This window comes from Streptomyces galbus (genome assembly GCF_005280195.1).
Taxonomy (GTDB): domain Bacteria; phylum Actinomycetota; class Actinomycetes; order Streptomycetales; family Streptomycetaceae; genus Streptomyces; species Streptomyces galbus.
Genome location: NZ_SZPR01000008.1, coordinates 308948 through 332069, shown reverse-complemented (window position 1 = coordinate 332069; position 23122 = coordinate 308948). Strand labels below are relative to the sequence as shown.

The window sequence follows — 23122 nt, the reverse complement described above, 5'->3', positions numbered from 1 at the left end:
GTTTCGTGGAAGTGAACCCCGTGTCACGGAGAGAGGGGTCCCGGTGTCCGACGCTCGACCGGCGCTGTCCGACGCTGAACTGGTGATGCGCTCCACGCGCGTCGTCACCCCGGAGGGGACGCGCGCCGCCTCGGTGGCCGTCACCGCCGGCACGATCACCGCCGTCCTGCCGTACGACGCGGACCTGCCGGCCGGGGCCCGGCTGGAGGACGTCGGCGACGACGTGCTGCTGCCCGGCCTCGTCGACACCCACGTGCACGTCAACGACCCGGGGCGCACCGAGTGGGAGGGCTTCTGGACCGCCACCCGCGCGGCCGCGGCCGGCGGCATCACGACCCTGATCGACATGCCCCTCAACTCGGTTCCGCCCACCACGACGGTCGACCACCTGCGCGCCAAGCAGCGGGTGGCCCGCGACAAGGCCCACGTCGACGTCGGCTTCTGGGGCGGGGCCCTGCCGGACAACGTCAAGGACCTGCGCCCCCTGCACGACGCCGGCGTGTTCGGCTTCAAGGCGTTCCTGTCGCCGTCGGGCGTCGACGAGTTCCCGCACCTCGACCAGGAGCAACTCGCGCAGTCCCTGGCCGAGATCGCCGGCTTCGACGGGCTGCTCATCGTGCACGCCGAGGACCCGCACCACCTGGCCGCCGCCCCGCAGCACGGCGGCCCCCGGTACGCCGACTTCCTCGCCAGCCGGCCCCGCGACGCCGAGGACACGGCGATCGCCGCGCTCGTCGACCACGCCCGGCGCCTGCACGCACGCGTGCACGTCCTGCACCTGTCCTCCAGCGACGCCCTGCCGCTGATCGCGCGGGCCAGGGCCGAGGGCGTACGCCTGACGGTGGAGACCTGCCCGCACTACCTCGCCCTCACCGCCGAGGAAGTCCCCGACGGGGCCAGCGAGTTCAAGTGCTGCCCGCCCATCCGCGAGGCGGCCAACCAGGACCTGCTCTGGCAGGCGCTGGCCGACGGCACGATCGACTGCGTGGTCACCGACCACTCGCCCTCGACGGCCGACCTGAAGACCGACGACTTCGCCACCGCCTGGGGCGGCATCTCCGGCCTCCAGCTCAGCCTCCCGGCCGTGTGGACCGCGGCCCGCGCGCGCGGCCACGGCCTGGAGGACGTGGTCCGCTGGATGTCGGCCCGCACCGCCGCCCTGGTCGGCCTCGACGGCCGCAAGGGCGCCATCGCGCCGGGCCACGACGCCGACTTCGCCGTCCTCGCCCCCGACGAGACCTTCACCGTGGACCCGGCGGCCCTCCAGCACCGCAACCGCGTCACCGCGTACGCCGGCCGGACGCTGTACGGCGTCGTGCGGTCCACCTGGCTGCGCGGCGAACGCATCGTCGCGGACGGCGACTTCACCGAGCCGAGGGGCCGCCTGCTGACCCGCTGACCACCCACCCGCCCAGACCCGCACCGGCCGACTCCGAGAGGAATCCCTGATCACCGTGACGGCGATACCCAGCTTCACCGGCGACGCGCAGCCCTACGGCGGCGGCGACCCGTACGCGGACTACCGCACCGCCGACTTCCCCTTCACCCGGTACGCCGACCTCGCCGACCGCCGGCTCGGCGCCGCCGTCATCGCCGCCGACGACGAGTTCTTCGCCCAGCGCGAGAACCTGCTGCTGCCCGGGCGCGCCGAGTTCGACCCCGAGCACTTCGGGCACAAGGGCAAGATCATGGACGGCTGGGAGACCCGCCGGCGCCGCGGTGTCTCCGCCGAGCACCCGTGGCCGGCCGAGGACGACCACGACTGGGCGCTGGTACGGCTCGGCGCGCCCGGCGTGATCCGCGGGATCGTCGTCGACACGGCCCACTTCCGCGGCAACTACCCGCAGGCCGTGTCCGTCGAGGCCGCGTCGGTGCCGGGTTCCCCGTCGCCGGAGGAGCTGCTCGGCGACGACGTCAAGTGGACCACCCTCGTCCCGCGCACCCCGGTCGGCGGCCACGCGGCGAACGGCTTCGCCGTCCGGGCCGAGCAGCGCTTCACGCACCTGCGCGTCGTCCAGCACCCCGACGGCGGCATCGCCCGCCTGCGCGTGTACGGCGAGGTCGTGCCCGACCCCGCGTGGCTGGCGGTGCTCGGTGCCTTCGACGTGGTCGCGCTGGAGAACGGCGGCCAGGTCGAGGACGCCTCTGACCTCTTCTACTCGCCCGCCTCCCACACCATCCAGCCGGGCCGCTCCCACAAGATGGACGACGGCTGGGAGACCCGCCGGCGCCGTGACCGCGGCAACGACTGGATCCGCTACCGGCTGGTGGCGCAGGCCGAGATCCGCGCCCTGGAGATCGACACCGCGTATCTGAAGGGCAACAGCGCGGGCTGGGCGTCGGTGTCCGTGCGCGACGGCGAGGACGGGCCCTGGCAGGAGGTCCTGCCGCGGACCCGCCTGCAGCCCGACACCAACCACCGCTTCGTCCTGCCGACGCCCGCGGTGGGCACCCACGCGCGCGTGGACATCTACCCGGACGGCGGCATCTCCCGCCTGCGCCTGTTCGGCTCCCTGACCGAGGAGGGCGCGGCCCGCCTCACGGCCCGGCACCAGGAACTGGGCGGCTGATCCGCGCGGCGCCGGACCGGGAGGGGCGCGCGGACCGGACACCCGCCGCGCGCCCGTCCGGTCCTATGCCGAGAACCCGCCGTCCACCGCGAACTCCGCGCCCGTGACGTAGTCCGCCGACGCCAGGTACGCCACCAGGCCGGCCACCTCGTCCGCCGTGCCGAAGCGGCCCAGCGCGGTCACCGCCGCCTGGCCGTCCGCGTTCGGCCCGTCGGCCGGGTTCATGTCCGTGTCGATCGGCCCCGGGTGCACCACGTTCGCCGTGATCCCGCGCGGCCCCAGCTCCCTGGCCAGCGCCTTGGTCAGGCCGACCAGCGCGGACTTGGTCATCGTGTAGAGCGTGGCGCCCGGCCCCGGCACGCGCTGCGCCAGGCAACTGCCGATGGTGACGATCCGCCCGCCGCGCCCCATGCGGGCGGCCGCCGCGCGCGTGGTGAGGAACACCCCGCGCACGTTCACGGCGAGCACCCGGTCCACGTCGGCGGCCGTCAGGTCCTCCAGCGGGCCCAGCAGGCCGACGCCCGCGTTGTTCACGAGCACGTGCAGGGCGCCGAGTTGCCCGGCCACGCGCTCCACGGCGTCCGCCGCCTCGGCGGCGTCGGCGGCGTCGGCGCGCACCGCGAGGGCCCGCCGGCCGAGCGCGCCGACGCGCCGTACGACGTCCTCGGCCTCCTCCTTGCCGTTCACGTACGTGACGGCGACGTCCGCGCCGTCGCGGGCGAGGCGCAGGGCCGTGGCCGCGCCGATGCCCCGGCTGCCGCCGGTCACCAGGGCCACCTTGCCGTGCAGGGGTGCGGGATTGGGGTCGGTCGTGCGAGTGGTGTTCATGGGTCCATCCCAGCCGCCCCGGGCCGGTGGCGCTGGCGGCGAACGGACGCCGACCTGCGGCGGCCGGAACTCTTTCCTCCGTCCGGCTCGTTCTCCCCGTGTGACACTTCAGCAAGAGATCGTCGGCAACGCCATGCAGATGGCGGTCGTCTCCCTGCAGCCCGGTCAGACGGTGTACTGCGAGGCGGGCAAGTTTCTGTTCAAGACGACGAACGTGACCATGGAGACCCGCCTCGGCGGCCCGTCGGACCGCGGCGGGCAGCAGCCGGGCGGAGGCTCCGGCGGCATGGGCGGCCTGCTGCGCCAGGCGATGGGCACGGCCATGCAGGTCGGCCAGCGGGCGCTGGCGGGCGAGTCGCTGGCCTTCCAGTACTTCACCAGCCAGGGCGGCGAGGGCACCGTCGGCTTCGCGGGCGTGCTGCCGGGCGAGATGCGCGCGCTGGAGCTGGACGGCACGCGGGCGTGGTTCGCCGAGAAGGACGCGTTCGTGGCCGCCGAGTCCACCGTCGACTTCGGCATCGCCTTCCAGGGCGGCCGGACCGGCATGAGCGGCGGCGAGGGCTTCGTCCTGGAGAAGTTCACCGGCCGCGGCACGGTGATCATCGCCGGCGCGGGCAACTTCATCGACCTCGACCCGGCCGACTTCGGCGGCCGTATCGAGGTCGACACCGGCTGCGTCGTCGCCTTCGAGGAGGGCATCCAGTACGGCGTCCAGCGCGTCGGCGGCCTCAACCGCCAGGGCCTGATGAACGCCGTCTTCGGCGGCGAGGGCCTGTCCCTGGCCACCCTGGAGGGCCACGGCCGGGTCATCCTGCAGTCCCTGACCATCGAGGGCCTGGCCAACGCCCTGAAGAAGGCCCAGGGCGGCGACAAACAGGGTCCGACGGGCGGCCTCTTCTCCACCCACGCGGGCTGACGGGCGGCCCGCGAGCGCCCCGCGAACCGGGAGCCGAGAGCCGCCTGGCCCGTGTCAGGCGAGGAGTTCCGTCACCAGCGCGCCCACCTGGTCCGTCTCGATCAGGAAGCCGTCGTGGCCGTGCGGCGACGAGATCAGGCGCAGGGCGTCCGAGGAAGGGAGGGCCGCGGCCAGTTCCGCCTGCTGGGACGGCGGGTAGAGCCGGTCGGAGTCGACGCCGGCGACCAGGGCGCGGGCGGTCACCCGGCGCAGGGCCGCGCGCACGCCGCCGCGGCCCCGGCCGACGTCATGGCTGTTCATCGCCTCGGACAGCACGACGTAGCTGCCCGCGTCGAAGCGGCGGGCCAGCTTGGCCGCCTGGTGGTCGAGGTAGGACTCGACCTGGTAGCGGCCGCCCGCCCACGGGTCCTCCTCGGCCTGCGCCGAGCGGCCGAAGCGGACCTGGAGCTCCGGCTCGCTGCGGTAGGTGACGTGGGCGATCCGCCGGGCCAGGCCCAGCCCGGCCCGGGGCCCCTCGCCGCTGCCGTGGTAGTCGCCGCCGTACCAGTGCGGGTCGGAGCGGATGGCCTGCACCTGCAGCGAGGCCCACGCGATCTGCTCGGCGCTCGCCGCGGCCGTGGTCGCGAGCAGCAGCAGCGCCCGGGTGCGCTCGGGATGCCCCACCGCCCACTCCAGCGCCCGCATCCCGCCCATGGACCCGCCGATCACCAGCGCCCAGCGCTCGATGCCCAGCGCGTCGGCCAGCCCCGCCTCGGCCGCGACCTGGTCGCGCTGCGTCAGGAACGGGAAGGCGCCGCCCCAGGCACGGCCGCCGGGCCGCGCCGAGGACGGCCGGTGCTGCCCTGGCAGCCGCCCAGCACGTTCGGCGCGACGACGAAGAAGCGGTCGGTGTCCAGCGCGAGGCCGGGCCCCACCAGGCCGTCCCACCAGCCGGGCGTGGGATGACCCGGCCCGGCGGGGCCGGCGACGTGGCTGTCGCCGGTGAGGGCGTGCAGGACGAGGACGGCGTTGGACGCGTCCGGCGCGAGCCGTCCCCACGTCTCGAACGCGAGCCGCACGCCCGGCAGTTCCCCGCCCGCCTCCAGGGCGAGGGGCTCCGGGTGGGTGTACCAACGGCGGCGCCCCGGCGGGTCCCCCTCCCGCCAGGCGCCCGTGGCCGGCGGGAAGGGGCCCCGGCGGGGTGTCGCCGGGGGCAGGACGGTGTTCAGGACGCGCCCTTCGCGGCGCGGAACCCGGCCTCCAGGTCGGCCTTCAGGTCCGCGAGGTTCTCGATGCCCACCGACAGCCGCACCAGGCCGGGGGAGGTGCCGGTGGCCGCCAGCTGCTCCTCGTCGAGCTGGCTGTGCGTCGTGGACGCCGGGTGGATGATCAGGCTGCGCACGTCGCCGATGTTGGCGAGGTGGCTGAACAGCTCGACGGCGTCCACGAACCGCTTGCCCGCCTCCACGCCGTCCCGCAGCTCGAACGAGATCACCGCGCCGGCCCCGCGCGGCAGGTAGCGCTGCGCCGCCTCGTACCAGCGGTTGGACGGCAGTCCCGGATAGTGGACGGCGGCGACCTCGTCGCGCTGCTCCAGCCACTCGGCGATCGCCTGCGCGTTCGCCGAGTGCCGCTCGATGCGCAGGCTCAGCGTCTCCACGCCCTGCAGCAGCAGGAACGCGGAGTGCGGGGAGAGGGCCGGGCCCAGGTCGCGCAGCAGCTGCACCCGCAGCTTGATGGCGAAGGCACCCGGGCCGAGCGCCGGCCAGTACCGCAGACCGTGGTAACTCGGGTCCGGCTCGGTGAAGTCGGGGAACCGGTCCGCGTGCGCCCCGAAGTCGAAGGTGCCGCCGTCCACGACGACGCCGGCGATCGCCGTGCCGTGCCCGCCGAGGAACTTCGTCGCGGAGTGCACGACGATGTCGGCGCCGTGCTCGATGGGCCGCAGCAGGTAGGGGGTCGGCACCGTGTTGTCGACGATCAGCGGCACGCCCGCCCCGCGCGCCACGTCCGCGACCGCCCGCACGTCCAGCACGTTGCCGCGCGGGTTGCCGAGGCTCTCCGCGAACAGCGCCTTGGTGTTCGGCCGGATCGCCGCCCGCCAGGCCTCGGCGTCGTCGGGGTCGTCGACGAAGGACACCTCGATGCCGAACTTGGGCAGGGTGTGCCGGAACAAATTGTAGGTGCCGCCGTACAGCGAGGTGCTGGAGACGACGTGGTCGCCCGCGCTCGCCACGGTGAGGATCGCCAGGGTCTCCGCGGCCTGCCCGGAGGCCAGCGCCACGGCCGCGACCCCGCCCTCCAGCGCGGCGACGCGCTGCTCGAACACGTCCTGGGTGGGGTTGTGGATACGGGTGTAGATGTTGCCGGGCTCGGCGAGCGAGAACAGGTCGGCGGCGTGCTGGGTGTCCCGGAAGACGAACGACGTCGTCTGGTAGATGGGCGTCGCCCGGGCGCCGGTCACCGGGTCGGGCGCGGCCCCCGCGTGGATCTGCTTGGTCTCGAACGACCAGGCCGAGGTGTCCGGTCCGGCGGGCGGCTCGTCGGGGGTGTGGCCGGCGGTGACGGAGTCGATGGGCTGGCTCATGGTGGTGCTCCCGGTACGGAGAGTGATGGCGGGTGGCGTACGAAGAGGAGGAACAAGGGGACGGGGACGCGCGCGTACGGCGCCGCGGCAGCGCGGACCGGCCCTCACGGGGCAGCGGTCGGCACGGCGCGGAAGCGGTGCGGCGGTGAAGCGGGGGAGAGGGGCCGGAGCGCGGCGTCAGCTCGCGGCGGAACAGCCCGTGGTGGTGACACGCACGTAATCGACGTGGCGGCGGGTCACGAGCACGGTCATGGGATCAGACAACCACAGGTCGGCCCCCGCCGCACCGACCTGGACGCGATGTCTCACGTTCTGGGACGCCCGCCGGATGCTCCCGCGCCGGGCACGGGCGCGTGACGCCTGCGCGCCGAAGGATGACGGCCGGTACGCCTTCCGTCGCCGAAGGGCCGTCCGAAGGAGACCGTCGCTGCCGGACCGCTGTGCCCCGGCCCGCCGCTGACTACATTCACCCCGTGACGCAGCACACCGACCCCGCCGTACCGCCCGCGCCGGCCTTCCCGGCCCGCCGGTGGCTGCTGCCGTCGGCCCTCGTCGGCGAACTCGACCCGGACGCCGGACGCGACGGACGCCGGCCGCGCCGCACCGCGCGCGACTGGCTGGTGGACTCCTCCTGCTTCCTGGTGGCCGTCCTCGTCGGGCTGCTGGCGGCCGACGGGGTGACCGGCAACCCGCACGTCCCGCACTCCCTCGCCGTCCTCGACCAGGTGATCGGCGCCCTGGCCTGCGCGGCCGTCTGGCTGCGCCGCAGCCGGCCGGTGGAGCTCGCCGCCGCGCTGGTCGTCGCCGGCTTCGTCTCCGACACCGCCGGCGGGGCCACGCTGATCGCGCTGTTCACGCTCGCCGTGCACCGGCCGTTCCGCTACGTCGCCTGGATCGGCGGTGTGAACCTGGCGCTGGTCCCGCCGTACTACCTGTGGCGCCCCGACCCGGACGTGTCCTATCCGGCGGCGGTCGCGTTCATCGTCGTGCTCACCACCGCGGTCCTCGGCTGGGGCATGCTGGTACGCGCCAAACGGCAGCTCGTGCTGAGCCTGCGGGACCGCGCCCGGCACGCCGAGTCCGAGGCCAGGCTGCGCGCCGAACAGGCCCAGCGGCTGGCCCGCGAGGCCATCGCGCGCGAGATGCACGACGTGCTCGCGCACCGGCTGACCCTGCTCAGCGTGCACGCCGGGGCGCTGGAGTTCCGGCCCGACGCGCCCCGCGAGGAGGTCGCCCGGGCCGCCGGAATCATCCGGGAGAGCGCCCACGAAGCCCTGCAGGACCTGCGGGAGATCATCGGGGTGCTGCGCGCCGGACAGCCCGACGACGCCGGCCGTCCCCAGCCCACGCTCGCCGCGCTGGACGCGCTGGCCGCCGAGTCCCGCGACGCCGGCACCGAGGTGGTCCTCGACGTCCGGGTCGCCGACGCGGCCGCCGTCCCCGCCTCCGTCGGCCGCACCGCCTACCGGATCGCCCAGGAGGGCCTGACCAACGCCCGCAAGCACGCCCCCGGCAGCGAGGTCACGGTGACCGCGACGGGCGCGCCCGGCCAGGGCCTCACCCTGACCGTGCGCAACCCCGCCCCCGAGGACGAGGTGCGACCGGTGCCCGGTTCGGGACAGGGCCTCATCGGTCTGACGGAGCGCGCCACGCTCGCCGGCGGCCGCCTCGCCCACGGCCCCACGCCCGGCGGCGGCTTCGAGGTGCGCGCGTGGCTGCCGTGGGGCGCACCGGCCGGCGGGGGGCAGGGCGAACCGGGCCGGGAGCCGCACGCGTGAACGGGGCCGGTCACGTCGGCGCCCGGCCGACTCGCGCCCGCCGAGGGCCCGTTCACCGCCGGAACGCCCCAAGGCCGCGACCGCACGTGATGACATGGGGACCATGACCGCGATCAGAGTGCTCCTCGTCGACGACGACCCACTGGTGCGGGCCGGGCTGGCCCTGATGATGGGCGGGGCCGACGACATCCGGATCGTCGGGGAGGCCGGTGACGGCGACGCGGTCGAGGACCTGGTCGCCCGCACCCGCCCCGACGTGGTGCTGATGGACCTGCGCATGCCCGCGGTGGACGGCCTGACGGCCACTCAGCGGCTGCGCCGCCGCCCGGACGCCCCGCAGGTCGTCGTGCTCACCACGTTCCACGCCGACGAGCAGGTGCTGCGGGCCCTGCGCGCGGGCGCCGCCGGGTTCGTCCTTAAGGACACCCCGCCCGCGGAGATCATCGACGCGGTGCGCCGGGTCGCGGCCGGCGACCCGGTCCTGTCGCCCACCGTCACCCGGCAGTTGATGGCGCACGTCGCGTGCGCGTCGGCCGACACCCGGCGCGCACGCGCGCGGAGCCGCGTCGCCCTCCTCAACGACCGTGAGCGCGAGGTCGCCGTCGCCGTCGGCCGGGGCCTGGCCAACGCCGAGATCGCCACCGGGCTGTTCATGAGCGTCGCCACCGTCAAGACCCACGTCTCCCGCATCCTCGCCAAGCTCGGCCTGAACAACCGCGTGCAGATCGCGCTGCTCGCGTACGACGCGGGACTCCTCGACGACGGCGCGGCGGACGGGCGCTGACGGGGTGCGACGCGGGCGCGACGCGGGTGGGACGAATGAGCGACGGGCCAGGCGGGTACGCACGGCGAAAGCCGAGGCGGACGGGGAGGACGGCGATGACCGAGGTGGTCGACCTGGGCGACCGCGGTGAGGAACTGCGCAGGGACCCGCACCCGGTGTACGCCCGGCTGCGCGAGCGGGGGCCGGTGCACCGCGTGCGCCTGCCCGGCGGCGACGGGTGCTACGAGACCTGGCTCGTCGTGGGGTACGAGGAGGCGCGCGCCGCCCTCACCGACCCGCGGCTGATCAAGGACAGCGAGCGGCTCGGGATGCACTTCCTGGACGTCGAGACCGTCGGCAAGCACCTGCTGATCAGCGACCCGCCCCAGCACACGCGCCTGCGCTCGCTGGTCTCGCGCGCGTTCACGATGCGCCGCGTGGAGGAACTGCGCCCGCGCGTCGAGCGGATCACCGGTGACCTGCTCGACGCGATGCTGCCCCGCGGCCGCGCCGACCTGGTGGAGTCCTTCGCCTACCCGCTGCCCCTGACCGTGATCTGCGAGCTGCTGGGCGTCCCGGAGATCGACCGCGCCGCGTTCCGCGCGATGTCCACCGAGATCGTCGCCCCCACCGACGCCGACAGCGAGGGCGACGCGCTGGTCCGGCTCGGGGAGTACCTCACCGAGCTGATCGAGGACAAGCGCTGCGCCGGGCCCGGCGGCGACCTGCTGAGCGACCTGATCCGCACCACCGCCGAGGACGGCGACCGGCTGTCCGTCGAGGAACTGCGCGGCATGGCGTTCCTGCTGCTTGTCGCCGGCCACGAGACCACGGTCAACCTCGTCACCAACGCCGTGCACGCCCTGCTCACCCACCCCGCCCACCTGACCGCGGTGCGCGCGGACCCGGCGCTGCTGGACGGGGTGGTCGAGGAGACGCTGCGCTGGGAGGGGCCGGTGGAGAACGCGACGTACCGGTTCGCGGTGGAGCCCGTGGAGATCGCCGGCGTGACCATCGACAAGGGCGACCCGGTGCTGATCGGTCTGGCCGCCGCCGGGCGCGACCCCGCGCGCTTCGCCGACCCGGACCGCTTCGACATCGGCCGCGACGCGCGCGGGCACCTCGCCTTCGGCCACGGCATCCACTACTGCCTGGGCGCCCCGCTGGCCCGCCTGGAGGCCCGTACGGCTCTCGGCGCCCTGCTGGAACGGGCCCCCGCCCTCGCCTTCGACGGCCCGCCCCCCGACACCTGGCTGCCCGGCATGCTGATGCGGGGCCGGCGGGCGCTGCCGGTGCGGTGGACGGGCTGGGGGAAGGGCTGAGGGGGACGGGCTGAGGGGGGCCGGGGCGCCGCGGCGGGCCGGCCGGCCCCGGTTCACCCCAGCCCGGTCGGTTCCGGTGCCCCCGGGATCTCCCGCAGGGACACCGGGCGGTGCTCGCGGTGGGAGAGGGCGCAGGCCTCGGCGATGCGCAGGGCCTGCAGGGCCTCGCGGCCGTCGCAGGGGTTGGCGCGTTCGCCCCGGACCACCTCGATGAACGCGGCGAGCTCGGCCTCGTAGGCGGGGGCGAAGCGTTCCAGGAAGCCGGCCCAGGGCTTGTCCGCGGCGGGCGGGCCGGTCGGCTCCGTCGACGCGATCGGCGTGCGGTCGTCCAGGCCGACGACGATCTGGTCACGCTCGCCCGCGAGTTCCATGCGCACGTCGTACCCGGCGCCGTTCATCCGGGTCGCCGTGGCCGTGGCGAGCGTGCCGTCGTCGAGGGTGAGGACCACGGCCGCGGTGTCGACGTCCCCGGCCGCCCGGAACACCGCGGGGCCCGCGTCGGACCCGGCGGCGTAGACGTCGGCCACCTCGCGTCCGGTCACCCAGCGCAGCGCGTCGAAGTCGTGGATCAGCGCGTCCCGGTAGATCCCGCCGGACACCGGCAGCCACTCGGGCGGCGGCGGCGACTGGTCGGACGTCACCGCCCGCACGGTGTGCAGCCGCCCGAGCCGGCCGGAGCGCACCGCCTCGCGCGCGCCGGTGTAGCCGGTGTCGAAGCGGCGCTGGAAGCCCATCTGCAGGACGGTCCCGGCCGACTCGACCTCCGCGATGGCCTGCAGGGTCCCGGGCAGGTCGAGGGCGATCGGCTTCTCGCAGAAGACCGGCAGCCCGGAGCGGGCCGCCCGCCCGATCAGATCGGCGTGGGCGGACGTCGAGGTGGTGATCACGACCGCGTCGACGCCCCAGCGGAAGATCTCGTCCACCCCGGGGGCCGCCGTCTCGCCGAGGCGCAGGGCGACGTCCTGCGCCCGCGCGGGATCCGCGTCCGTCAGGATCAGCGACCCGACCTCGCGGTGGCGGCTGAGCGTGTTCGCATGGATCGTGCCGAGGCGGCCCGTCCCGATGACCCCGATGCGCATGGAATCAAGGTGCGGTCGGACCCCGTACGCTGTCAATGCGTATGTCCGGACAATCGGACTACACAACTTCCCGTCAACCGGCCGCGGAGCTACGCTCGGGCCGTGCCGAAACCAGATGTGGACCCGACCGTGCAGCTCGACCTCCGGGTGGACCGGAGTTCCCCCGTCCCCCTGTACTTCCAGCTCTCGCAGCAGCTCGAGGCGGCGATCGAGCACGGGTCGCTGACCCCGGGCAGCCTGCTGGGCAACGAGATCGAGCTGGCCGCCCGGCTCGGCCTGTCCCGGCCGACCGTCCGCCAGGCGATCCAGTCGCTGGTCGACAAGGGCCTCCTCGTGCGCCGCCGGGGTGTCGGCACCCAGGTCGTGCACAGCCAGGTCAAGCGCCCGCTGGAGCTCAGCAGCCTCTACGACGACCTGGAGGCGGCCGGCCAGCGCCCCGCGACCTCGGTCCTGGTCAACACCGTCGTCCCGGCGAACGCCGGCGTCGCGGCCGCGCTCGGGGTGCCGGAGGGGGAGGACGTCCAGCGCATCGAGCGGCTGCGGCTCGCCCACGGGGAGCCGATGGCGTACCTCTGCAACCACCTGCCCTCGGGCCTGCTCGACCTGGACACCGCGGAGCTGGAGGCCACGGGTCTGTACCGGATGATGCGGTCCGCCGGGATCACCCTGCACAGCGCCCGCCAGTCGATCGGCGCCCGCGCCGCCACCGCCGCCGAGGCGGAGCGGCTCACCGAGCCCGAGGGCGCGCCGCTGCTCACCATGCAGCGCACGACGTTCGACGACACGGGGCGGGCGGTCGAGTTCGGCGACCACATCTACCGCCCGAGCCGCTACTCCTTCGAGTTCCAGCTCCTGGTCCGGCCGTAGCGCGACGGCCTGCCCACCTCCCTGGAGCGGGACCTGTTTCGTCGCATTGTCCGGACAATGGGACGACTCCCGGGTCCCCCGCCCGACGGCGCCCGAGCCCGTGTTCGATAATGGGGCGTTTGCGTCCGGTGAACGGTCACTTCCGTCGCCGGACGCGCGCACGACAGCACACGGCAAGAAGGGCACGGCCTCGTGGCACGGTTTCGGACCTGGGCAGGGATCGCGTTGGCGGGGGCACTGTGCGTGTCGCTCGCCGGGTGCAGCAGCACCGGGGGCAAACGCGCCGAGGACGCCCGCAAGGCCGCGGCCGCGCACGGCAGGGCGGCGGTGGACACCCCTCGCTGGACCGTCGCGATGATCACCCACTCCGGTGACGGCGACACGTTCTGGGACATCGTCCAGAGCGGCGCCGAGCAGGCCGCGGTCAAGGACAACATCGCGTTCCTGTACTCGCACGACGACGAGGCGCAGCAGCAGGCGCAGCTCGTCGAGGCGGCCGTGGACAAGAAGGTCGACGGGATCATCGTCTCGCTCGCCAAGCCCGACGCGCTCAAGGCGGCCCTGGCCCGCGCCAGGAAGGCCGGCATCCCGGTGATCACGGTGAACTCCGGCTCCGAGCAGTCCAAGGCCTTCGGCGCGCTCACCCACGTCGGCCAGGACGAGTCGGTGGCCGGCGAGGCGGTCGGCGACGAGCTCAACCGGCGCGGGCGCAAGAAGGCGCTGTGCGTCCTGCACGAGCAGGGCAACGTGGGCCACGAACAGCGCTGCGACGGCGTGGCGAAGACCTTCCGCGGCACGCTCCAGCGGCTGTACGTGAACGGCACGAGCATGCCCGACGTGCAGTCCGCCCTGGAGGCGCGGCTGCAGACGGACCGGACGATCGACGCCGTGGTCACCCTCGGCGCGCCGTACGCCGACACCGCCGTACAGGCCCGGCGGGGCGCGGGCAGCACCGCCGAGATCGACACCTTCGACCTGAACGCCAAGGTCGCCGCCGGCCTGAAGGACGGCAGCCTCGGCTTCGCCGTCGACCAGCAGCCCTACCTCCAGGGCTACGAGGCCGTGGACCTGCTGTGGCTGTACAAGTACAACGCCGACACCCTCGGCGGCGGCAGGCCCGTGCTGACCGGCCCGCAGATCGTCACCAAGGACCAGGCCGCCGCGCTCGCGGCGTACACGCAGCGGGGGACCCGATGAGCGCGGCCACGGACGGAATCCGTGAAGGAAGGTTTCTGCAGAGCGCGTCCGCGCGTCGCCTGCTGAGCCGCCCCGAACTGGGCTCGGTCGTCGGCGCGGTCGCGGTGTTCGTGGTGTTCGCCCTGGCCGCCGACAGCTTCCTGCGCGCGTCGAGCCTGAGCACCGTCCTGTACGCGTCCTCGACCATCGGCATCATGGCCGTGCCGGTCGCGCTGCTGATGATCGGCGGCGAGTTCGACCTGTCGGCCGGTGTCCTGGTCACGTCCTCGGCGCTGATCTCGTCGATGACCAGCTACCAGCTCACCGCGAACGTCTGGGTCGGCGTCGGCGTGTCCCTGCTGGCCACCCTGGCGGTGGGCGCCTTCAACGGCTTCCTGCTCACCCGCACCCGGCTGCCCAGCTTCATCGTCACCCTGGGCACGTTCCTGATGCTCACCGGCATGAACCTGGGCTTCACCAAGCTGATCGACGGCACGGTCTCCACCAAGACCATCGCCGACATGGAGGGCTTCCCCGCCGCGCACGCGGTCTTCGCCTCCACGTTCACCGTCGGCGGCGTCGACATCAAGATCACCATCCTGTGGTGGCTCGCCCTGGTCGCCGTCGCCTCCTGGATCCTGCTGCGCACCCGGGCCGGCAACTGGATCCTCGCCGTCGGCGGCAACGCGGACGCGGCCCGCGCGGTCGGCGTTCCCGTCGCCCGCACCCGCGTCGCCCTCTACATGGGCGTGGCCCTCGGCGCCTGGATCTCGGGCCAGCACCTGCTGTTCTCCTACGACGTCGTCCAGTCCGGCGAGGGCGTCGGCAACGAGCTGATCTACATCATCGCCGCCGTCATCGGCGGCTGCCTGATCACCGGTGGCCACGGCAGCGCCGTCGGCTCGGCGGTCGGCGCCCTGCTGTTCGGCATGACCAGCAAGGGCATCGTCTTCGCCGAGTGGAACCCCGACTGGTTCAAGTTCTTCCTCGGAGCGATGCTGCTCCTCGCGACCCTGCTCAACCACTGGGTCCGCAAGCGCGCGGAGGCGGCCAAGTGACCCTCGTCGAGCTGACCGACGTCAGCAAGCACTACGGTTCCGTCCGCGCCCTGGACGGCGTGTCCCTGGAGGTGCACGCCGGGGAGATCACCTGCGTCCTCGGCGACAACGGCGCCGGCAAGTCGACCCTCATCAAGATCATCGCCGGGCTCCACCAGCACGACGGCGGCGTCCTGCGGCTCGACGGCGAGGAGACCCGGCTGGCCTCCCCGCGCGAGGCGCTGGACCGGGGCATCGCCACCGTCCACCAGGACCTGGCCGTCGTCCCGCTCATGCCGGTGTGGCGCAACTTCTTCCTCGGCTCGGAGCCGCGCAAGGGCGCCGGCCCCTTCAAGCGCCTGGACGTCGACTTCATGCGCCGCACCACGCGCGCGGAGCTGCTGCGCCTGGGCATCGACCTGCGCGACGTGGACCAGCCCATCGGCACCCTGTCGGGCGGCGAACGCCAGTGCGTGGCGATCGCCCGCGCGGTGTACTTCGGCGCCAAGGTCCTCATCCTCGACGAGCCGACGGCGGCGCTCGGGGTGAAGCAGTCGGGCATGGTCCTGAAGTACGTCGCGGCGGCACGGGACCAGGGCCTGGGCGTGGTGCTCATCACCCACAACCCGCACCACGCGTTCCTCGTCGGCGACCGGTTCGCCCTGCTGAAGCGGGGCACCACCGTGGGCCACTACACCCGCGACCGCATCACCCTGGAGGAGCTGACCCACCAGATGGCGGGCGGCAGCGAACTGGAGGCACTGAGCCACGAGCTGGGGGGCCGGGGCTGAGGGCGGTGCGCGCGAGCCGTGGCGCAGCGCGCTGAGCCACGGGCTGGGGGGCCGGGAGGGCGGCGCGCGAGCCGTGGCGCACCGCCCGTGCCTCCCGGACCCTTCGCGGGCCCCGCAGCGCCCCCCACGTCGGCACGCGCGCGACGGTGCCTCACGGCCCCCTGCGCCGTTGCCCCATTCGGCGGCCCGGGGGACCGTGCGGCAGAATCGGGCCTTGATGAGCACCTACGGCAACTTCAGCGCCCCCATCGGCTCCCGCCGTGCGCCGGCGCTCCGCACCGTCGGCACACGTGAGCGCCGCTCCCACCTGACCGCGCCGCGCGTGCCCACGGTCGGCATCGACATCGGCGGCACCAAGGTCATGGCGGGCGTCGTGGACGCCGACGGCAACATCCTGGAGAAGGTCCGCGCGGAGACCCCGGACAAGTCCAAGAGCCCGAAGGTCGTCGAGGACACGATCGTCGAGCTGGTCCTGGACCTGTCCGACCGGCACGACGTGCACGCCGTCGGCATCGGTGCCGCCGGCTGGATCGACGCCGACCGCAACCGCGTGCTGTTCGCGCCCCACCTGAACTGGCGCAACGAGCCCCTGCGCGACCGCCTCTCCGGCCGCCTCTCGGTCCCCGTCCTGGTCGACAACGACGCCAACACCGCCGCCTGGGCGGAGTGGCGCTTCGGCGCCGGGCGCGGCGAGGACCACCTGGTCATGATCACCCTCGGCACCGGCATCGGCGGCGCGATCCTGGAGGACGGCCAGGTCAAGCGCGGCAAGTACGGGGTCGCCGGGGAGTTCGGCCACATGCAGGTCGTGCCCGGCGGCCACCGCTGCCCGTGCGGCAACCGCGGCTGCTGGGAGCAGTACAGCTCCGGCAACGCCCTGGTCCGCGAGGCCCGCGAGCTGGCCGCCGCCGACTCCCCGGTGGCGTACGGCATCGCCGAGCACGTCAAGGGCAACATCGCCGACATCACCGGCCCGATGATCACCGAGCTGGCCCGCGAGGGCGACGCCATGTGCATCGAGCTGCTGCAGGACATCGGACAGTGGCTCGGCGTGGGCATCGCCAACCTCGCCGCCGCCCTCGACCCGTCCTGCTTCGTGATCGGCGGTGGCGTCTCGGCCGCCGACGACCTGCTCATCGGCCCCGCGCGCGACGCGTTCAAGCGGCACCTCACCGGGCGCGGCTACCGCCCCGAGGCCCGGATCGTGCGCGCCCAGCTCGGTCCCGAGGCCGGCATGGTCGGCGCCGCCGACCTCGCCCGCCTGGTCGCCCGCCGCTTCCGGCGCGCCAAGCGGCGCCGGGTCGAGCGGTACGAGCGCTACGAGCGGTTCGCCGAGTTCCGCCGGACGAGGGACACGGCATGACCGCTTCACTGCCCCGCCAGGCCACGCCGCCGGACGAGCCGCCCCGGCCGCCCGAGGACCGCCGTCACATGATCCGCCGCCGGACGCTCACCCTGCTCATCATCGGGCTGCTCATCGGCGTCCCGGCCGGCTACCTCGTGATCTCCGCCGCGCAGAGCCGCGACAGCGGCCTGGACAAGGAGAAGAAGTACTCCGCGACCGGCCTCTCCGAGGGCTGGCCGTCGAAGGTCCAGCGCAGGCTGTACCAGGTGCCCGTCCCGCACCCGTCCAACAAGGTCGCGTACTACGAGACGAACAACTGGAAGACCAGCCGCCTGTACGTCCAGTTCCAGACCACCCACGCGGGCCTGGACCAGTTCCTCTCCGACCTCGGCGTCGATCGCGACGACCTGACCAAGGACCGCATCACCATCAGCGCCCGCGACCAGAAGGTCACCGGCTGGAAGTTCTCGGGCCCCGGCTCGCGCCCCGGCGACTACTTCGGGCTGATCCACCAGCAGAAGAACCCGCAGCCGACCCACGACGTGGTGGTCAACACCGGCAACCCGACCTACCCGATGGTGTACGTCGTGTCGCGGACGGTGCCCTGACCGGGACGTACGGTCGGCGGTCGGGGCCGGTGGTCCGCGGTGCAAGGGCAGCCGTCAGGGCCGGTCGTCGGGTGCGGGGCCGCCCGCCGGGGCCGGTCGTCCGGTGCGCGATCGGCCGTCGGGGCCGATTGTCAGACCCCGCCCGTAGAGTCGAAGACGACTGATCCGGGACGCGGGCGGGAGGTGAGCAGGGCGTATGGGTGACACGGCCACGGGGGAGCGGGCGGCCGTCCCGGCGCGCCCCGCCGCCCCGGGAGCGGCGGACGCCACGGCGACCGCACCGGAGTCGCCGTCCGCGTCCGTCCCGCTGCGCCTCGCCGCCGTCTTCCTGCCCGCCGCCCTGCCGCGCGAGGGTCGTATCGCCCTGTGGGACCCCTCGGACGAGCCGCTGCCCGCCCCCGCCGGTGAGGTCGGGCGCACCGAGCTGACGGTCGTCCGCCGCCACGGGTCCTCGGTCCGCCGCAGGCAGGTCCCCGCGCTGTCGCTCCCGCTGGACCGGGCGCTCCCCCTGCTCGTGCGCGCCCGCCGCGACCCCGCCGCCCACCCGGCCACCGCCTGCTGGGGCGCGGCGGCGCTGCAGGCGGTGCGGCTCGCCGCGCGCGGCCGGCTGCTGCCCGGCCTCACGCCCACCGGGCACGACGCCTGGCGGGCGGGCCCCCTCGACCCCGAGGACGTCGCCCACCTGCGCGCGGTCGCCGCCGCCCTCCCGGCCGAGGGCCACGCCGTGCCGCTGCCCGGCCCCGGACCGCTGCGGCTGCCCCAGCCGGAGGCGCTGATGCGCGCCTTCCTCGACGCCGTCGCCGACACCCTGCCCCGCACCCCGGCCGCCCCGTACGCCTCGGGCAGGCCCTTCGCCGACCGCAGGCCCCAGCGGCTGCCCGACGCGCAGGACTGGGCCGCCGAGGTCGCCGCCGGCATGGACGCGGGCGTACGGATCTCGCTGCGCCTGGACCTGTCGGCGTACGACCTGTTCGACACCGGGGACGGCGCCGGCGCCGGCGGGGCACGCAGCGCCGGGGCCGCCGTGGTGCAGGTGCACAGCCTCGCCGATCCGACCCTGGTGGCCGACGCGGCCGCGCTGTGGGCCGGCGAGGCCGACGCGGCGTTCGGGCCCCGCGCGCGGGTGGACGCGGCGCTCGCGGTGCGCCGCGCGGCCCGCGTCTGGCCGCCCCTGGCCCGGCTCGCCGAGCAGGACGCGCCCGACGTGCTCGCCCTCTCGGAGGAGGAGCTGGGCGACCTGCTGGGCGTCGCCGCGGGCCGGCTGGCGGCGGCCGGGGTCGCCGTGCACTGGCCGCGCGACCTCGCCCACGACCTCGCCGCGACCGCGGTCGTCCGCCCCGCCCCTGGCTCGGCGACCGACGGCACCGGCTTCTTCGACAGCGAGGAACTGCTCCAGTTCCGCTGGCAGTTGGCGCTCGGCGGGGACCCGCTCAGCGAGACCGAGATGGACCAGCTCGCCGAGGCGCACCGGCCGGTCGTCCGGCTGCGCGACCAGTGGGTGCTCGTCGACCCGGCGCTGGTCCGCAAGGCCCGCAAACGCGAACTGGGCCTGCTCGACCCGGTCGACGCGCTGTCCGTCGCGCTCAGCGGCACCGCCGAGGTCGACGGCGAGACGGTCGAGGCCGTCCCGGTGGGCGCCCTGGCCGCCCTGCGCGACCGCCTGACGGCCGGCGTCCGCCCGGCCGACCCGCCGCCGGGCCTGCGGGCCACCCTGCGCGACTACCAACTGCGGGGCCTGGCCTGGCTGGACCTGATGACCTCCCTCGGCCTCGGCGGCTGCCTCGCCGACGACATGGGGCTCGGCAAGACCATCACCGTCATCGCGCTGCACCTCGAGCGGGCCCGCACCGAGCCGACGCTCGTGGTCTGCCCGGCCTCGCTGCTCGGCAACTGGCAGCGCGAGATCACCCGCTTCGCGCCCGGCGTCCCCGTCCGCCGCTTCCACGGCCCCGAGCGCACCCTGGACGACCTCACCGGCGGCTTCGTCCTCACCACCTACGGCACCATGCGCTCCGCGGCCCCGACGCTCGCCGGGCAGCCCTGGGGCATGGTCGTGGCCGACGAGGCCCAGCACGTGAAGAACCCCTACTCGGCGACCGCGAAGGCGCTGCGCACCATCCCGTCCCCGGCACGGATCGCGCTCACCGGCACGCCCGTCGAGAACAACCTCTCCGAGCTGTGGGCCCTGCTCGACTGGACGACCCCCGGCCTGCTCGGCCCGCTGAAGTCGTTCCGCGCCCGGCACGCCCGCGCCGTCGAGAACGGCGAGGACCCGCAGGCCGTGGAGCGCCTGGCCCGCCTGGTCCGCCCCTTCCTGCTGCGCCGCAGGAAATCGGACCCGGGCATCGTCCCCGAGCTGCCGCCCAAGACGGAGACCGACCACCCGGTCCCGCTCACCCGCGAACAGGCCGCGCTGTACGAGGCGGTGGTGCGCGAGTCGCTGTCCGTCATCGAGAGCGCGGAGGGCATCGCCCGCCGGGGCCTGGTCCTCAAGCTGCTCGGCGCGCTCAAGCAGATCTGCGACCACCCGGCGCTCTACCTGAAGGAGGAGCACGGCCGGTACGCCGACGACCGGCTCGTCGCGCGCTCCGGCAAGCTCGCCCTGCTGGACGAGCTGCTGGACACCGTCCTGGCGGAGGACGGCTCGGCCCTCGTCTTCACCCAGTACGTCGGGATGGCCCGCCTGATCGCCGCGCACCTGGCCGGCCGCGCGGTCCCGGTGGACCTGCTGCACGGCGGGACGCCGGTCGCGGAGCGCGAGCGGATGGTGGACCGCTTCCAGAGCGGGGCGACCCCGGTGCTGGTCCTCTCCCTCAAGGCGGCCGGCACCGGCCTGAACCTCACGCGCGCGGGGCACGTCGTCCACTTCGACCGCTGGTGGAACCCGGCCGTGGAGGAGCAGGCCACCGACCGCGCCTACCGCATCGGCCAGACCCAGCCCGTCCAGGTCCACCGCCTCATCACCGAGGGCACCGTCGAGGACCGCATCGCCGACATGCTCCAGGCCAAGCGCGCCCTCGCCGACGCGATCCTCGGCTCCGGCGAGTCGGCCCTCACGGAACTCACCGACCGTGAACTGTCCGACCTGGTCTCGCTGCGGAGGGAGGCGTGATGACCGACCAAGGCGACATGACGGACCACGGTGACCTGGCCGACCACGGCGACCGCCCGGCGGACGCGGCCCGACGCGCCCTGCGGGCCGCGCGGAACGGCCGGGGGAGCGCGGCGCAGCCGGAGACGGATGCGACGCCGACGCCCGGACACGCGCGCAGGGACGTCCCGACGCCGACGCCGTTGCCGACGCCGACGTCCGCCTCGGACGAACCGACTCGCGCCGAACTCGCGGCTGCCGCGCAGGAGGTGCCGGCCCGCCGCCATCCCGACGAGGGTCCACGCCGGCCGGCCGACATCGCCCGCGAGGCACTGCGGCGGGCGAGGGCGGACAGAGGGGCGCCGAGCGGGGAGACGACGGCGGCGGAGGAAGCCGACAGTGCCTCGCAAGCCGACGGCGTGGCCGGATCCGACGGCACGGTGGAGGAAGCGCGCCGGCCTGCCGTCGTCCGGACGTTCACGGCGGAGGGGGACGCGGCCCCGGACCGTGACCGAGAGGGCGACGACCCGGCCCCCGAGGAGCGGGAGCGGGAAGAGGGCACGCCCGCAGCCACGCACCCCGACCTCACGGCACCCGCCCCTGCCGACCGGGGCACCGAAACCGACACCTACGTACACCAGGCGTCCCCGGGAGGACCGGCGACCCGGCCCTCCGACCTCGCCAGGGAGGCCCTGCGGTCGGCGCGGACCGAGGCGCGCCGTGAGACGCCGGACCCGGGTGCGTCCCGCCCGGCGTCCCGCCGCCGACGTGCCGAGCCCACCCGTGCCCCCGGCGGACGCGCGGGCGACGTACGCAGGCTGCTGGCGGACGCGTTCCGGATGCCGTCGGACGACGACGCGGGCGAGGCGCGGACACCGTCACACGCGGACGCCCCCGGAGCAGACGCCTGGCAGGAGGAGCCCGCCGCCGCCCGGGACTTCCGGACCCCGCCGGACCACGACCGTCACCCGGAACGACCGCTCGCCGCCGCCCCACCCCGCGCCCCCGGCTCGATGGCCGCCCCGGCCCGCGACGGTGACCTGCGGCGCACGTTCCCCGCGTTCCCGCCCCGGACGACCGCGACGGTCGGCACGGACGGCAGGGCGGGGACGGAGGAGGTCACGACCGCCCCGTTCGCGGACACCTGGTGGGGCAACGCCTGGATCACCGCGCTGGAGGAGGGCGCGCTGGACGTCAAGCGGGTGCTGCGGGGGCGGAGTTACGCCGAGCAGGGGCACGTCGACGCGATCACGGTGACCCCGGGGCTGGTGCTGGCGTACGTGCAGGGGAGCCGGCCGCGGCCGTACCGCGTGCAGGTGCGGTTGCGCACGCTCGGCGAGGAGGGCTGGGAGCGGTTCCTGGAGGCGGCGGTGGAGCGGCCGGGGCACATCGCGGCCCTGCTGGACAAGGAACTGCCGCACTCCCTGGCCGACTGCGGGGTTCCCCTGCTGCCGGAGGCGGGCGACCTGGAGCCGCAGTGCAGTTGCCCCGACCGCGGCCACCCCTGCAAGCACGCCGCCGCGCTCTGCTACCAGACGGCACGTCTGCTGGACGCCGACCCGTTCGTACTGCTCCTGCTGCGGGGCCGGGGCGAGCGGGAGCTGCTGGACGCGCTGTCCCGCCGCAACGCCGCCCGGGCGGCGCGGGCGGCCCAGGAGCACGGCCCCGACCCCCTGCCGGGCGTCCGGGCCACGGAAGCCCTGGCAGCGGAACGCCGGCCGGGCCCCCTGCCCCCGCCGCTGCCCCTGCCCCCGCACCCGGAGCAGCCCCCGGCGTACCCGTCGGTGCCGGGCGGCCCGGACTCCTTCGCGCTCGACCAGCTCGCCACCGACGCCGCCGCCCGCGCGCACGCCCTGCTGGCGACCGGCCGGGACGACGTGGGCGAACTGACCCTGTGGCAGGACGCGGTACGGCTCGCCGCCGCCCGCCCCGGCTCCGGACTGACGGCCGGCAGCCGCGCCCTGTACTCCTCCCTGGCGTCGGCCGCGGGCCGCACCCCCGCCGAGCTGGCCCGCGCGGTCGCGGCGTGGCGGCAGGGCGGCCCCGACGGCCTGGCCGTCCTGGAGGAGCCGTGGGATCCGCCGGCGGGCCGCTTCGACCGCGCCCGCCCGCTGCTCCTCGCGGCCGACCTGCCCGCCTTCCGCCCCTGGCGCAACCGCCTGACGCACCCCCGCGGCCACATACAGCTCCGCCTGGGCCGCGACGGCCTGTGGTACGCGTACGAGTCCGAACCCGGCCAGGACGACTGGTGGCCACGGGGCACCCCCGACCCGGACCCGGTAGGAGCCCTGACCGGCCTGGCCACGGACCCGGACACCCTCTGACCCGGACACCCTCTGAGCGGACGGACGGGCGGCCCTTCACGACTGCGCTCCCGGGCCGCCG

17 protein-coding genes and 1 pseudogene are annotated in these 23122 nt (G+C 74.9%); 14 read left to right on the top strand and 4 right to left on the bottom strand.

All coding sequences use genetic code 11. The features are described 5' to 3' along the window. Positions 1–64 precede the first annotated feature (64 nt). Positions 65–1399: an allantoinase AllB gene (gene allB / locus E4U92_RS05900; protein ID WP_137299502.1), complete on the top strand. Its 1335-nt coding sequence runs from the start codon at positions 65–67 to the stop codon at positions 1397–1399. Between the two features lie 55 nt (positions 1400–1454). Beyond that, entirely contained in the window at positions 1455–2570 is a 1116-nt protein-coding gene (alc, locus tag E4U92_RS05895; protein ID WP_137299170.1) for an allantoicase, read from the top strand. 63 nt (positions 2571–2633) lie between these two features. Here the strand turns inward: alc and E4U92_RS05890 are convergent, their stop codons facing one another. Continuing rightward, complete coding sequence (locus E4U92_RS05890) at positions 2634–3398, bottom strand: SDR family NAD(P)-dependent oxidoreductase (RefSeq protein ID WP_137299169.1); 765 nt, start codon at positions 3396–3398, stop codon at positions 2634–2636. Positions 3399–3498: 100 nt separating this feature from the next. Between E4U92_RS05890 and E4U92_RS05885 the strand changes: the two genes are divergently transcribed. Further along, a complete protein-coding gene (locus E4U92_RS05885) occupies positions 3499–4314 on the top strand; it encodes an AIM24 family protein (RefSeq protein WP_137299168.1) in 816 nt (271 codons plus the stop codon). A 54-nt stretch (positions 4315–4368) separates the two neighbouring features. On the opposite strand, the pseudogene metX reads toward E4U92_RS05885, so the two are convergent. Then, positions 4369–5522, bottom strand: a pseudogene (gene metX, locus E4U92_RS05880) (homoserine O-acetyltransferase MetX). After that, complete coding sequence (locus E4U92_RS05875) at positions 5519–6880, bottom strand: bifunctional o-acetylhomoserine/o-acetylserine sulfhydrylase (protein WP_137299167.1); 1362 nt, start codon at positions 6878–6880, stop codon at positions 5519–5521. Before E4U92_RS05875 ends, metX begins: the two are co-directional and overlap by 4 nt. A gap of 473 nt (positions 6881–7353) precedes the next feature. Between E4U92_RS05875 and E4U92_RS05870 the strand changes: the two genes are divergently transcribed. From E4U92_RS05870 to E4U92_RS05860, 3 genes are all read left to right on the top strand, one after another. After that, positions 7354–8658 (top strand): ATP-binding protein, encoded by a 1305-nt coding sequence (locus E4U92_RS05870; protein WP_229861962.1) that lies wholly within the window; start codon positions 7354–7356, stop codon positions 8656–8658. A 103-nt stretch (positions 8659–8761) separates the two neighbouring features. Further along, positions 8762–9442: a response regulator transcription factor gene (locus E4U92_RS05865; protein ID WP_137299165.1), complete on the top strand. Its 681-nt coding sequence runs from the start codon at positions 8762–8764 to the stop codon at positions 9440–9442. A gap of 95 nt (positions 9443–9537) precedes the next feature. Further along, complete coding sequence (locus E4U92_RS05860) at positions 9538–10743, top strand: cytochrome P450 family protein (RefSeq protein WP_174863709.1); 1206 nt, start codon at positions 9538–9540, stop codon at positions 10741–10743. Positions 10744–10796: 53 nt separating this feature from the next. Here E4U92_RS05860 and E4U92_RS05855 read toward each other — a convergent pair whose 3' ends face one another. Then, positions 10797–11822, bottom strand: a complete 1026-nt coding sequence (locus E4U92_RS05855) for a Gfo/Idh/MocA family protein (RefSeq protein WP_137299164.1) — start codon at positions 11820–11822, stop codon at positions 10797–10799. 129 nt (positions 11823–11951) lie between these two features. Between E4U92_RS05855 and E4U92_RS05850 the strand changes: the two genes are divergently transcribed. The 8 genes from E4U92_RS05850 to E4U92_RS05815 all read left to right on the top strand — a co-directional run bounded on the left by E4U92_RS05850 (position 11952) and on the right by E4U92_RS05815 (position 23061). Then, positions 11952–12689, top strand: a complete 738-nt coding sequence (locus E4U92_RS05850) for a GntR family transcriptional regulator (protein ID WP_137299500.1) — start codon at positions 11952–11954, stop codon at positions 12687–12689. A gap of 192 nt (positions 12690–12881) precedes the next feature. Further along, complete coding sequence (locus tag E4U92_RS05845) at positions 12882–13886, top strand: sugar ABC transporter substrate-binding protein (protein WP_137299163.1); 1005 nt, start codon at positions 12882–12884, stop codon at positions 13884–13886. Beyond that, positions 13883–14923 carry an ABC transporter permease gene (locus tag E4U92_RS05840; RefSeq protein ID WP_137299162.1) on the top strand — a complete coding sequence of 347 codons (1041 nt, stop codon included), beginning with the start codon at positions 13883–13885 and terminating at the stop codon, positions 14921–14923. The genes E4U92_RS05845 and E4U92_RS05840 overlap by 4 nt, the downstream gene beginning before the upstream one ends. Then, on the top strand, positions 14920–15693 hold the full coding sequence (locus E4U92_RS05835) for an ATP-binding cassette domain-containing protein (protein ID WP_137299161.1): 774 nt from the start codon (positions 14920–14922) through the stop codon (positions 15691–15693). Before E4U92_RS05840 ends, E4U92_RS05835 begins: the two co-directional genes overlap by 4 nt. A 217-nt stretch (positions 15694–15910) precedes the next feature. Continuing rightward, positions 15911–17056 (top strand): ROK family glucokinase, encoded by a 1146-nt coding sequence (locus E4U92_RS05830; RefSeq protein ID WP_137299499.1) that lies wholly within the window; start codon positions 15911–15913, stop codon positions 17054–17056. After that, positions 17053–17646, top strand: a complete 594-nt coding sequence (locus tag E4U92_RS05825; protein ID WP_137299160.1) for a sugar kinase — start codon at positions 17053–17055, stop codon at positions 17644–17646. Before E4U92_RS05830 ends, E4U92_RS05825 begins: the two co-directional genes overlap by 4 nt. Before the next feature lie 196 nt (positions 17647–17842). Then, entirely contained in the window at positions 17843–20758 is a 2916-nt protein-coding gene (locus E4U92_RS05820; RefSeq protein WP_229861963.1) for a DEAD/DEAH box helicase, read from the top strand. After that, on the top strand, positions 20758–23061 hold the full coding sequence (locus tag E4U92_RS05815; protein WP_229861966.1) for an SWIM zinc finger family protein: 2304 nt from the start codon (positions 20758–20760) through the stop codon (positions 23059–23061). The genes E4U92_RS05820 and E4U92_RS05815 overlap by 1 nt, the downstream gene beginning before the upstream one ends. The last annotated feature ends 61 nt before the right edge of the window (positions 23062–23122 follow it).